Origin of the sequence: Streptomyces sp. CoH27, from assembly GCF_020181035.1 — a bacterium.
Lineage (GTDB): Bacteria > Actinomycetota > Actinomycetes > Streptomycetales > Streptomycetaceae > Streptomyces > Streptomyces camelliae.
In genome coordinates this window covers 97047-109470 of the sequence record NZ_JAIQYY010000013.1, presented here as the reverse complement: position 1 = coordinate 109470, position 12424 = coordinate 97047, and the positions used below count along the sequence as shown (strand labels likewise).

Annotated in this window: 11 protein-coding genes; 7 read left to right on the top strand and 4 right to left on the bottom strand. The window is 73.7% G+C overall.

Annotated elements, in window-relative coordinates:
• Window positions 1-45 precede the first annotated feature (45 nt).
• From LE548_RS23135 to LE548_RS23105, 6 genes are all read left to right on the top strand, one after another.
• Complete coding sequence (locus LE548_RS23135) at window positions 46-531, top strand: Lrp/AsnC family transcriptional regulator (protein ID WP_225098855.1); 486 nt, start codon at window positions 46-48, stop codon at window positions 529-531.
• 53 nt (window positions 532-584) lie between these two features.
• Window positions 585-2279 carry a DUF885 domain-containing protein gene (locus tag LE548_RS23130; RefSeq protein WP_225098854.1) on the top strand — a complete coding sequence of 565 codons (1695 nt, stop codon included), beginning with the start codon at window positions 585-587 and terminating at the stop codon, window positions 2277-2279.
• Window positions 2280-2963: 684 nt separating this feature from the next.
• Window positions 2964-3635 (top strand): hypothetical protein, encoded by a 672-nt coding sequence (locus tag LE548_RS23120; RefSeq protein ID WP_225099024.1) that lies wholly within the window; start codon window positions 2964-2966, stop codon window positions 3633-3635.
• 120 nt (window positions 3636-3755) lie between these two features.
• Window positions 3756-4004 carry a ferredoxin gene (locus LE548_RS23115; RefSeq protein WP_225098853.1) on the top strand — a complete coding sequence of 83 codons (249 nt, stop codon included), beginning with the start codon at window positions 3756-3758 and terminating at the stop codon, window positions 4002-4004.
• Complete coding sequence (locus tag LE548_RS23110) at window positions 3994-5385, top strand: NAD(P)/FAD-dependent oxidoreductase (RefSeq protein ID WP_225098852.1); 1392 nt, start codon at window positions 3994-3996, stop codon at window positions 5383-5385. Before LE548_RS23115 ends, LE548_RS23110 begins: the two co-directional genes overlap by 11 nt.
• Window positions 5386-5419: 34 nt before the next feature.
• Complete coding sequence (locus LE548_RS23105; RefSeq protein ID WP_225098851.1) at window positions 5420-6646, top strand: cytochrome P450; 1227 nt, start codon at window positions 5420-5422, stop codon at window positions 6644-6646.
• A 17-nt stretch (window positions 6647-6663) separates the two neighbouring features.
• Here the strand turns inward: LE548_RS23105 and LE548_RS23100 are convergent, their stop codons facing one another.
• On the bottom strand, window positions 6664-7179 hold the full coding sequence (locus LE548_RS23100; RefSeq protein WP_225098850.1) for an immunity 21 family protein: 516 nt from the start codon (window positions 7177-7179) through the stop codon (window positions 6664-6666).
• A 26-nt stretch (window positions 7180-7205) separates the two neighbouring features.
• Window positions 7206-7682 carry a rhodanese-like domain-containing protein gene (locus LE548_RS23095; RefSeq protein WP_225098849.1) on the bottom strand — a complete coding sequence of 159 codons (477 nt, stop codon included), beginning with the start codon at window positions 7680-7682 and terminating at the stop codon, window positions 7206-7208.
• A 94-nt stretch (window positions 7683-7776) separates the two neighbouring features.
• Here LE548_RS23095 and LE548_RS23090 point away from each other — a divergent pair, with 94 nt between their 5' ends.
• Window positions 7777-8223 (top strand): Lrp/AsnC family transcriptional regulator, encoded by a 447-nt coding sequence (locus tag LE548_RS23090; RefSeq protein WP_023552479.1) that lies wholly within the window; start codon window positions 7777-7779, stop codon window positions 8221-8223.
• Between the two features lie 6 nt (window positions 8224-8229).
• On the opposite strand, the gene LE548_RS23085 is transcribed toward LE548_RS23090, so the two are convergent.
• Both LE548_RS23085 and LE548_RS23080 read right to left on the bottom strand, forming a co-directional pair.
• Window positions 8230-11226: an AAA family ATPase gene (locus tag LE548_RS23085; RefSeq protein ID WP_225098848.1), complete on the bottom strand. Its 2997-nt coding sequence runs from the start codon at window positions 11224-11226 to the stop codon at window positions 8230-8232.
• A complete protein-coding gene (locus LE548_RS23080; protein ID WP_225098847.1) occupies window positions 11223-12386 on the bottom strand; it encodes an exonuclease SbcCD subunit D in 1164 nt (387 codons plus the stop codon). Before LE548_RS23080 ends, LE548_RS23085 begins: the two co-directional genes overlap by 4 nt.
• Window positions 12387-12424 lie beyond the last annotated feature (38 nt).

Below are 12424 nucleotides of genomic sequence, written 5' to 3'. Positions count from 1 at the left end.
CAGTGAACGGTTCCCCGGGATGCTATGCCGTGTTACGTTCGGCCAATGGCCGAATCTGTCGTACTGGATCCGGTGGACCTCCATCTGCTGCGGCTGCTGCAGAACGACGCCCGGACCACCTACCGCGACCTCGCCGAGCAGGTGGGAGTCGCGCCGTCGACCTGTCTGGACCGGGTGACCCGGCTGCGCCGCTCGGGCGTGATCCTCGGCCACCGGCTGCAGCTCGATCCGGCCAGGCTGGGCCGCGGGCTCCAGGCGTTGCTGTCCGTGCAGGTACGGCCGCACCGGCGGGAGCTGGTCGGGCCGTTCGTGGAGCGGATCCGGGCGCTGCCGGAGGCGCGCACGGTGTTCCATCTGACCGGGCCGGACGACTATCTGGTCCATGTGGCCGTCGCGGACATGACCGATCTCCAGCGGCTGGTGCTGGACGAGTTCACGGCACGGCGGGAAGTGGCCCGGGTGGAGACCCGGTTGATCTTCCAGCAGTGGGAGTGCGGGCCACTGCTGCCGCCCGGCCACGCCCAGAGCTGAATCCCCTCGAACGTGGGTGACGCGGAGATCGTCCTCGTACGAGGATGGGCAGCATGTCTGAGACCAAGAGCCCGCTGCTGCCCCGCCAGGTGGCCGACGCGTATGTGGACGACCTCATCGCCCTCGACCCGGTCACCGGTACCTATCTCGGTGTGAAGGAGAGTTCGAGCCGGCTGCCCGACTACTCGCCCGCGGGCCAGGAGGCGCTCGCGGAACTGGCGCGGACCACGCTCGCCCGGCTCGACGAGGCGGAGCGGCAGCCCGGCGCGGACAGTGACGTGGAACGCCGCTGCGGACGGCTGCTGCGCGAGCGGCTGACCGCCGAACTCGCGGTCCACGAGGCCGACGAGCATCTGCGCGCGATCGGCAACATGAGCACCCCCGGCCACTCGGTGCGGGACGTCTTCACGGTCACCCCGTCCGAGACCGAGGAGGACTGGGCGGCGATCACCGAGCGGCTGCGCGCGGTGCCCGGCGCGCTCGCGGGCTACCGTGCCTCACTCCAACTGGGCCTGGACCGCAAGCTGTTCGCGGCGCCGCGGCCGACCGCCACCTTCATCGAGCAGCTCACCGAGTGGATCGACACCGACGGCTCGGGCCGCGGCTGGTACGAAGACTTCGCCGCCGCCGGCCCGGACGCGCTGCGCGCCGAGCTGGACGAGGCCGCCCGCGCCGCGACCGCCGCTCTGGTGGAGCTGCGCGACTGGCTGCGGGACGTGTACGCGCCGGCGATCGAGGGCACGCCGGACACGGTGGGCCGTGAGCGGTACGCCCGCTGGTCGCGCTTCTTCAACGGCACCGACCTGGACCTGGACGAGGCGTACGCGTACGGCTGGGCGGAGTTCCACCGGCTGCTCGGCGAGATGAAGCAGGAGGCGGCGAAGATCCTGCCCGGCGCCGAGACGCCGTGGGTGGCGCTCGCGCACCTGGACGCGCACGGCCGGCACATCGAGGGCGTGGACGAGGTCCGCGACTGGCTCCAGGGGCTGATGGACCAGGCCATCGCGGACCTGGACGGCACGCACTTCGAACTCGCCGAGCGGGTGCGGAGGGTGGAGTCGCGCATCGCGCCGCCCGGTGGCGCCGCGGCGCCGTACTACACGGCCCCCTCGGAGGACTTCTCACGCCCCGGCCGCACCTGGCTGCCGACGATGGGCCAGACCCGCTTCCCGGTCTACGACCTGGTGTCCACCTGGTACCACGAGGGCGTGCCCGGACATCACCTCCAGCTCGCGCAGTGGGCGCACGTGGCCGAGAACCTCTCGCGCTACCAGGCAACGGTGGGCATCGTCAGCGCCAACGCGGAGGGCTGGGCGCTGTACGCGGAGCGGCTGATGGACGAGCTGGGCTATCTGAAGGGCCCCGAGGAGCGGCTCGGCTATCTGGACGCGCAGATGATGCGGGCGGTCCGGGTGATCGTGGACATCGGCATGCACCTGGAGCTGGAGATCCCGGCGGATTCGCCCTTCCACCCCGGTGAGCGCTGGACACCGGAGCTGGCGCAGGAGTTCTTCGGTTCGCACAGCAGCCGGCCGGCGGACTTCGTGGAGAGCGAGGTGACCCGGTATCTGACGATCCCGGGCCAGGCGATCGGCTACAAGCTCGGTGAGCGGGCGTGGCTGCTGGGCCGGCAGAAGGCGAGCGAGCGGCACGGCGACGCCTTCGATCTCAAGGCCTGGCACATGGCCGCGCTGTCGCAGGGCTCGCTGGGCCTGGACGACCTGGTGGACGAGCTGTCCCAGCTCTGACGCCCCGCGTCGACGCCGGCCCCCCCTCGGAGTCGATGACCTCCCCGGTGATCCAGCGCGCCTCGTCGGTGGCCGGCCGGACGATGAGGCGGGCGGGGCCGTCGGGGAGGCCACGGCGCCCGGCGGGGAACCGGGCGGCGCCGGGCGCATGCGCCTCGCCGGTGGCGTGACCGGTGCCCGCGGGCCGGGACGGACGGCGTCGGCAGTGATCCCCCGGTCGCCGAGCGTCCCGGCCAGGGACACCAGGGACCGGGTGATCGTGGCGAGCGCGCCCTTCCGCAGGGCGTGGGCGAGCTCCCCCGGCATCCCGTCGGCGATGTCCTGCCGGCGGTCATGAGCACGCGCCGTACCGCCGGGAGCGCCCGCCGGCGGTACGGCGCGCGAGCGGGCACAGGCCTGGACGAGCAACAGCACCGACCGGGCGCCGACGGCCGCGTGCGCGTCCAGCAGCGCGGCGTCGGTCCACGCGGCCGGCCACCGGGCCGCAGCACGCCCGGTCCCGGCCCGCCGGCCGGCCCCGGTGACCAGCGCGGTACGACCACGCGAGCGAATCGCGGTGGGGCGGGAGGCCGCGCGCCCGGCCTCGCCCCGGCCTCCCGCCCCCGCCGCTCCGCCGTCCAGCCCACCCCCGGTGGCGTCGCCGACGTGCGGGTCGCTACCTGGTGGCGGAGGAGGTGGGGCCGCATGGCGGAGTGGTCGGTGGAGCGGGGGGCGTTGCGGACGCCTCGGGCCGCGGGGCTGGCGGGAGTCGTCTTCGCGTTGTTGCTGGCGGCGGCCATCGTCCTCGTACGGCTGGGCATTCCGCAGGGGGCCGACGCCATGACCGCACAGGGGTTCACGGACTCCACCCGGCGCAACGCGGTGCGCACGGCCCTCGCGCTGGTGCCGTTCGCCGGGATCTTCTTCCTCTGGTTCATCGGCGCCGTACGGGCGCACGTCGGCGCGGTCGAGGACAAGTTCCTCGCCACCGTCTTCCTCGGCAGCGGGCTCGTCTTCACCGCCACGCTGTTCGGCGCCGCCGCCGCGGCCGGTGCCGTACTCGCCGTCACGCACCCCAGCGGCACCGCGCCGGGCCCCGTGTCCTGGGACTTCGGCCGCCACCTCGCGTACGTTCTGCTGACCGAGTACGCCATGCGGATGGCGGCCGTCTTCGTGTGCTCCCTGTCGGTGATGGGCCGGCGCCTCGGTGTGCTGCCCCGCCCGCTCACCGTGCTCGGCTTCCTCACCGCCCTCACCCTGCTCGTCGCCGCCTCGAACGTGCCCTGGGCGGAACTGGTGTTTCCCGCGTGGTCACTGGTGCTCAGCGGGTACATCCTGGCCGTGAGCGGTCGCGCCCGCCCCCCGGATGGGGTCTGAAGACGGGCGGGTTCCCCGTACGGCTCTCATGCTGGCGAGCGGGACATGACCACCGTCCGGGACGGCCGCACCCATCGCGGGGCGCCCACCGGACCTGGCCGCGGGAAGGGCGGAGCGTCGATGAGGCTCGTCGTGGATCTCAACAAATGTCAGGGGTACGCCCAGTGCGCGTTCCTCGCCCCCGACATCTTCGCCCTGCACGGCGAGGAGTCGCTGGTCTACAACCCGAGCGCACCCGAGGAGCAGCGGGAGCGGCTCGCCCGCGCCGTGGCCGCCTGCCCGGTGCAGGCGATCCTGGCCGACGGGCTCGACGACCTGGCGGGTGAACAGGGGACCGGATCCGGCCGGGAGACGTCCGATGGCCGCTGACTACATGGACTGGCTCAGGCGCGAAGGGCGGATCGTGATCGTCGGCGCCTCCCTCGCGGGCCTGCGCGCCGCGGAGACGCTGCGCGCCGAGGGCTTCGCGGGCGAGCTGACCCTGATCGGTGACGAGCCCTACGAGCCGTACGACCGGCCGCCGCTGTCGAAGTCCGTCCTGCTGGGCATGGCGTCCCCGCACCGCACCGAGCTGCCGCACCGCCGGGACATCGACGCCAAGTGGCGGCTCGGCGTCCCGGCGACCGGTCTCGACCTGACGGCCAAGCGGGTCAAGCTGGCCGACGGGGACGAGGTGCAGTACGACCGGCTGCTGATCGCGACCGGAGTGCGCGCCCGGCCCTGGCCGAAGGAGGACGAGGCCCGGCTGACCGGGGTCTGCGTGCTGCGGACGCGGGACGACGCGGCCGATCTGTACCAGCGGCTGAAGGCGGGACCGCGCCGAGTGTTCGTCATCGGCGCCGGATTCGCCGGTTCGGAGATCGCCTCGGCCTGCCGGGAGATGGGCATCCCGGTCACCGTGGCGGAGCGCGCCGGGGCGCCGCTGGTGGGCGCGCTCGGCGGAGTGATCGGCGCGGTCGCCGCCGACCTGCAGACCGAGAACGGCGTGGACCTGCGCACCCATGTCACGGTGACCTCGCTGGAGGGTGACTCGATCGGCCGGGTACGGGCGGTCCATCTGTCCGACGAGAGCGTCGTCGAGGCGGACGTGGTCGTGGTCTCGCTGGGCTCGCAGCGCAACACCGAGTGGCTGACCGGGTCGGGGCTCGGCGCCGGGCCGCGGGGGATCGCGTGCGACGCGGGCTGCCGGGCCTTCGACTTCCGGGGCATCGTCACGGACGACGTGTTCGTCGCCGGTGACGTGGCGCGTTCCCCGCACGCGCTGTTCGGCTACCAGTTCCTGTCGCTGGAACACTGGGGCAACGCCGTCGCGCAGGCGGAGACGGCCGCGCACAACATGATCTGCCGGGGCGCCGACCGGCGCCCGCACCTGTGGATGCCGGCGTTCTGGTCGTCGATGTTCGGCGTGAACATCAAGTCGGTCGGCGTCCCGCCCATGGGTGACCAGCTCATGATCACGCAGGGTTCGCCGGCCGAGCGCCGGTTCGTCGGCGTGTACGGCTACCAGGGCCGCGTCATCGCCGCCGTGAGCTTCGACAACACCCGCTGGCTGGAGTTCTACGCACGGCAGATCGAGCGGGGCGCGCCGTTCCCGGTGGAGTACCCGACGGTCGACCGGCGGCCCGAGCACCGGCAGCCGGTGGCGGCCGACTTCCCCGACCCGTCCCTGCCGACCCACGGCCCGACCGTGACCCTCAGCGGCTACTCACCGGCCGACCAGCAGCTGGTCTTCCACCCTGCCCGCCACTGACCGCCGACCGGCGCCGATGCTCCAAGGACGTGTCATGCCGCAAGCCTCGCTGTTCCGTCAGATCACCGACTTCGCCAACCGCGCCGACCCGTATCCGCTGTACGAGGAACTCCGCAGGACGCCGGTCCTCCACGAGGAGGACGGCCCCTACGTCATCAGCTCGTACTACGACATCGAGGCGCTGCTCCACGATCCGCGGATCAGCTCCGACGCCGCCAACGTGACCGCCGCCGGGGACGACGAGCTGTCCGGGCCGGAGGCGACGGGGCTGCCGCCCAGCTTCATCCGGCTCGACCCGCCGGAGCACGACCGGCTGCGGAGGATCGCCAACAGGTCCTTCGGGCCACCGCACCGGCCGCGCCGGATCGAGAACATGCGGGGCGAGCTGGGCGAGATCGTCACCGGGCTGATCGACGGCTTCGGGGACGCACGGCAGATCGACCTGGTCGACGAGTTCGCGTACCCCTTCCCGGTGACCGTCATCTGCAGGCTGCTCGGCGTGCCGCGCGAGGACGAGCCCCGCTTCCGTGCCTGGGTGGACCCGATCGTCGCCGGCCTGGACCCTGACACCCGCACGAGCGCCGAATCCGAGCGGACCGCGCAGGAGGCACGGTTGCAGCTCGGCATGTATCTGAACGGACTGGTGGAGCAGCGCGCCAGGGAACCTCGCGACGACATGCTCTCCGACCTGGTGAACAGTCGCGGTCCGGACGGCGCGATGACGACGATGGAAGTGCTCAGCACATCGGTGCTGCTCCTCATCGCGGGCCACGAGACGACCGTCAACCTCATCACCAACGGCATGCTCACGCTGTTGCGCCATCCGGAGGTCCTGGCGCGGCTGCGCAACGACCCGGGCCTGTCGGTGCGGATCGTGGAGGAGCTGCTGCGCTACGAGCCGCCCGTGCAGATCGTGCCGCAGCGCACCTGTATCGCGGACATCGAGCTGCGCGGGGTCACCATCCCCAAGGGCTCGCACATCTGGCTGATGCTGGCCGCGGGCAACCGTGACCCCGAGCGCTTCAAGGACCCCGAGCGCTTCGACCCGGACCGCGAGGACATCCAGCACCTCGGGTTCGGCAGCGGCATCCACAGCTGCTTCGGCGCTCCGCTGGCCCGGCTGGAAGCCCAGATCGCCCTGTCCGAACTGGCCCGGCGGCTGGAGAATCCCCGCCTCGTCGAGGACCCGCCACCGTACCGGCAGAACGCCGTGCTGCGCGGGCCCCGGCATCTGAACATCGCCTTCGACGGGCTGCGTTGACCGTGCCGGCGGTCCGGTCAGTGACCGAGCCGGCTGAGCTGCACCAGGCCGACCCAGGTCTCCGGCCCCGGCTGCGCATAGGCGGCGCGCACCACGTACGTGCCCGCCTCCAGCGGCACCCGGAGGTGCTCGATGCGGCCGGCGGCCTGGCCGGGCCAGGCCGAGTCGAACAGGAGCACCGGGCCGGGCACCCGCCAGTGGACCTCGCTCCCCCACACCGCCGCGTCGAGTGCGGCCGGAACTCCGGCGAGCAGCTCCGCCTCGGAGTTCGCGGCGGACCACCGTACGAAGGCGGCGTGTTCCGGCAGGAAGGAGGTGGAGGCGGGTTCGTCACCGAACACCAGCGCCGCGCTGTCGCCGACGGGGAGCAGGCCGACGTAGCCGTCGACCTCGCACGCCCGGTCGTAGTCCGTGGCGAGGTCCTCGCTGTCGGCACCCGCCCAGAACGGCAGCACCGTCTCGGGTACGGCTATCAGGGGGCCGCCGCCCGATTCCACCCACTCCAGCGCGCCTGGTTCCGCGTATCGAGCCATGGGCCAAGAACCTACACGGGCCGCCGTCAGCAGCCGCAATCGCCTTCGACCGGTGCGGTCAGCGGGTCGGCGTCGCGGCGCGCCGGTCCCTGCCAGGTCTCGTAGGCGAAGCCCTCCCGCGCCCAGTACTCGAAGCCGCCGAGCATCTCCTTGACCTGGTAGCCGAGTTCGGCGAGGGCGAGGGCGGCGCGGGTGGCGCCGTTGCAGCCGGGTCCCCAGCAGTACGTCACCACGGGCACGGACGGGTCGAGGAGCTGCCCGGCCTGCTCGGGGATGAGCGCGGTGGGCAGGTGGATCGCGCCGGGTATGTGGCCCTGGTCCCAGGACTCGGTCGAGCGGCAGTCCACGACGACGAAGCCGGGGTCGCCGCCGGCCGCGAGCGCGGCGGCCACGTCGGAGACGTCGGCGTGGAAGGCGAGGCTCGCCCGGAAGTAGGCGGCGGCCTCGGCAGGGGCGGCGGGCGCGACGCGCAGTACGGGGTTCACGGAGGTCGTGTTGATCATGACTGAAAATCTACGGCGCGGGGCGCCCTCCCTGAAGCGGTGATCCACGGTGTTCCCCTTGCCTGGCCGGGGATTCCCCTGCTATCCATCCGGGATGACCGTGTATTCCCCGGACGCCACCGACTGGCGCATCCTTGAGGTCCTCCAGCGGGAGGGCCGGGCCAGCTACGCCGAGCTGGCGCGGGCCGTCTCGATGTCGCCGAGCGCCGTCACCGAACGAGTGCGGCGGCTGGAGGAGGCGGGTGTGATCCAGGGGTACGCGGCCGTGGTCGACCCGGAGCGGCTCGGGCTGCCGATCCTGGCGTTCGTGCGGCTGCGCTATCCGAACGGCAACTACAAGCCGTTCCACGATCTGGTGGCCGCCACGCCCGAGATCCTGGAGGCGCACCATGTGACGGGCGACGACTGCTTCGTCATCAAGGTCGCCGCGCGGTCCATGGCCCATCTGGAGGAGATCTCCGGCAGGATCGGCGCGCTGGGCTCGGTGACCACCAGCGTCGTGTACTCCTCGCCCCTGCCCCGGCGGGCACTGGGCCGCTGACCGCCGTCAGACCCCCCGCTGCCGCAGCACCGACCCCGTCCTGCCCTTCACGACCTCCAGCTGGGCGTGGATGCGGCGGCGCAGGTCGGGGACATGGCTGACGATGCCGACGCTGCGGTCGCGTTCGCGCAGGGAGTCGAGGACGTCGAGGACCTCGTCCAGGGTCTGGTCGTCGAGGCTGCCGAAGCCCTCGTCGATGAAGAGGGTGTCGAGGCGGACGCCGCCCGCCTCGTCGGTGACGACGTCCGCGAGGCCGAGGGCGAGGGCGAGGGAGGCGAAGAAGGTCTCGCCGCCGGAGAGGGTCGCGGTGTCGCGTTCGCGGCCGGTCCAGGCGTCGACCACGTGCAGGCCGAGCCCGCTGCGGCCGCGTCCGGAGCGGTCGTCGGAGTGGACGAGGGTGTAGCGGCCGGACGACATGCGCTGCAGCCGGGCGGTCGCGGCGGCGGCGACCTGCTCCAGGCGGGCCGCCAGGACGTACGACTCCAGGCGCATCTTGCGTTCGTTCTCGGCGGAGGTGCCCGCGGTGAGGGCGGCGAGGCGGGCGACCCGGTCGTACTCCTCGCGCAGCGGGGCGAGCCGTCGTACGGCTTCGGTGGCGCGCGCGGAGAGGCGGTCCAGCTCGGTGCGGCAGCGGGCGGCCGCGTCGCGCGCGGAGGCGGCCTCGCGCAGGCGCCGCTCCGCCTCGGCCGCGGTGCGCTCCGCCGTCGCGAGGTCGGCGGGCGGCTGCTGGGCGGCGGCCGCGGTGTCCGCCTCGGCCAGGACGGCGCGTACGGCCGCTTCCTCCGACTGCCAGGCGTCCAGGCGGTGTTGCAGCTCGCGATGGGCGGCGGGGTCCAGGAGGGCGGCGGCCGCGGCCTGCGGGGTGTCGAAGCCGGCCCGGTAGGCGGCGTCGGCGAGGCGGGCGTCGGCGTCCTTCAGGCGCTGGGCGGTGTCCTCGGCGGTGCGGGCGGCGTCGGCGGCATCGGTGAGCAGCGCGACGCGCCGCTCCAGCTGTGCGGCGCGCGCGGCCACGCTGCCGGCGGTGCCGCGCGCCTGTGTCAACTCCGCTTCGAGCTGGGCCTGTTCGCGCTCCAGGGTGTCGCGCCGGGTGAGCCGGGATGCGGCTCGTACGGCGGCCTGCTGGCGGTCGGCCAGGCGCTGCTCGCGCTCGTGCTCGGCGCGGCGCAGCTCCTCGTGGGCGGCGTGCAGGGCGGAGGCCTCGCGGCGGGCGCGGGCGTACTCCTGATCCAACTCCCCCGCCTGCGCTTCCAGTTGGGCGGTGGGTGTGTCACCGGCCTCGGCGGTGGCGGCGGCCAGGGCCTCGCGGACGACGCCGAGCCGCCGCTCCTCCTCGGCGTGCCGCCGGTCGGCCTCCTGGGAGGCCCGGTGTGCCCGTTCCTCGGTCTCGCGGTCGACGTGTCCGGCTGTCCTGCGGGCCGGGGCGGGGTGTTCGGTGGCTCCGCAGACGGTGCAGGGCTCGCCGTCGGTGAGGTGGGCGGCCAGTTCGGCGGCGATGCCGGTCAGGCGCTGTTCCTTGAGGTCGAGCCAGTGGGCGCGGGCGGCGAGTGCCTGCTGTTCGCAGGCGCGGGCCCGGCGCTGCGCGTCCTCCAGGTCGGCGGCCAGCGCGTCCCGGGTGCGGGCCGCGGTGAGCCGCTTGCCCATCGGCTCCCGCCGCACGGCGAGCTGTTCGGCGCGGGTGGCCGCTTCCTGGGCGGAGTCGACGCGGGCCTGGAGCGCGGCGCGGGCGCTGTCCCAGCCGTCGAGCCAGGCTTCGGCCTCGCGCAGCACCTCCTCGTCGGCACGCTCCTGCCGGTCGAGTCCCGCGCGTTCGTCGGCGAGCCGGTCGAGCCGCTGCTCGGCGCGGCGGGCGGCGTCCAGACCGCCCAGTTCCTCGGCGGCCCGGCGGGCGGCGGCGGCCAGGCCGCTCGCGCCCGCGTCGGCGTAGGAGTCGGGGAGCGTCCCCCGCGCGCGTGCCTCGGCCGCGGCGGCCCGACGGTGCTCCTCCTCCGCGGCCTCGCGCAGCTCCAGCGCGGGCGCGACCGCCTCCGCCTTGCGGGACCGCTCCATGCGCTCCTGGGCCTCGCGATGGGCCCCGGAGTGCTGCTGGAGCCGCTCGGCGCGCTGCCGGGCCTCGGCGAACCTGTTCTGCAGCCGGGCGAGTTCGCGTACGGCGTCCAGGGCGCGGCGGGCTTCGGTGTGGGCGGACTCGGCGGCGCCGAGGCGGAGGTGGGCGATGGTGAGGCGCTCGCGGGCGGTGGCGCGGGCGACGGCGGCGGCACCGAGGACCGCCTCGGCCAGGCCCGGGTCGCCGGGCGCCAGCTCGGGCAGCTCCATGGCGTCGCCGGCCTCCTGCTGCATGCGGTGGGCGTCGGCGAGCAGCGCCGCGTCGCCTTCACGCACGCGTGCCTCGGTGGCGCGGCGGCGGTCGGCGAGGCGCTTTTCGACGTCGGCGAAGCGCTGGGTGTCGAAGAGCCGGCCGAGGAGCCGGCCGCGGGCCTCGGCGTCGGCGCGCAGGAAGCGGGCGAAGTCTCCCTGGGGCAGCAGCACGACCTGGCAGAACTGCTCGCGGCTCATGCCGAGGAGCTGCTCGAACTCCCTGCCGACCTCTTCGTGGGAGCGGCTGAGGTCCTTCCAGGTGCCGGTCGTGCTGTCGTACTCGCGCAGCCAGGTCTGGGCCTTGTCGACCGTGGTGCCCTTGCCGCGCAGCTTGGGCCGCTCCCACGCGGGCTGCCGGGTGACCTCCAGCCGGCGTCCGGCGACGGTGAGGTCGAGGCGGATCTCGGCGCGGGTGCCGGGCTCCGCGTGATCGCTGCGCAGGTTCATGCCCTTGCCGCTGCCACTCTGCCGGGCACCGGGGACGGCGCCGTACAGGGCATAGCAGACGGCGTCCAGGACGGAGGTCTTGCCGGCGCCGGTGGGGCCGTGCAGCAGGAAGAGGCCGGCGGCCGAGAGGGCGTCGAAGTCGACGCCCTGGGAGCCGCCGAAGGGTCCGAAGGCGGTGATGTCGAGCCGGTGCAGCCTCACCGGGCCACCTCCCGTACGGCGTCGTCGGCGCGCACGGCGTCGAACGCCTCGCGCAGCACGTCCAGCTCCCGGTCGTCCGGCCCGGCGCCGCGCACATGGGCGACGAAGTCCTGGGCGACCTGCTGGTCGCTGCGGCCGGCGAGCCGGCGGGCGTACGACACCCCGGGGTCGTCCGGTGCCCGCTCGGGGGCGAAGACGAGGCTGAGGGTGTGCGGGAAGCGCTCGGTGAGCCGGGCCATGGGGTCGGCGGGGCGGACCGGGTCGGTGAGGGTGGCCTCGACCCACGCGTCCGTGTGCCGCGCCAGGGCGGGGTCGGCGAGCAGGTCCTCCAGCATGCCCTTGACGCGGGCCAGCGGGCGCGGCACCGGGCAGTCGAGGCGCTCGGCGGTGACGGAGCCGTCGGCGGCCAGGTCGATCAGCCACATGGTCTTGCGGTGGTCGGCCTCGGAGAAGGAGTAGGCGAGCGGGGAGCCGGAGTAGCGCACGCGTTCGGTGATGGTCTGGCAGCCGTGCAGATGGCCCAGGGCGACGTAGTCGACGCCGTCGAAGACGCCGGCCGGTACCGCGGCCACCCCGCCGACGGTGATGTCACGCTCGCTGTCGCTGGCCCGGCCGCCGGTGACGAAGGCGTGGGCGAGGACGACGGAGCGGGTGCCTCGCGCGCGTGTGGCGAGGTCGGCGCGGACGCGGTCCATGGCGGCGCCGAGCACGGCCTCGTGCCCGGCCTTGTCCACCGCGAACTCGTCCTTCACCAGGGCGGGTTCGAGATACGGCAGGCCGTAGAAGGCGACGTCCCCGTGGGCGTCGCTCAGCACGACCGGGGTGCCGGCGGCGGCCGGGTCGGTGCGCAGGTGGATGCCTGCGCGCCGGATGAGTCCGGCGCCGACGCCGAGGCGGCGGGCCGAGTCGTGGTTACCGGAGATCATCACCGTGGGCACGCCGAGGTCCGCGAGGCGGTGCAGCGCGTCGTCGAACAGCTCGACCGCGGCGAGCGGGGGCACCGCGCGGTCGTACACGTCACCGGACACGACCATCGCGTCCACGGCGTGCTCGCGCACGGTGGTGACGAGGTGACCGATGAACTCGGCCTGGGCCCCGAGCATGTTCACCCGGTGGAAGGCCCGGCCGAGATGCCAGTCGGACGTGTGCAGCAGTCTCATGATCCCCGAGATTAACGGCCAGGACTGACATCACGGGC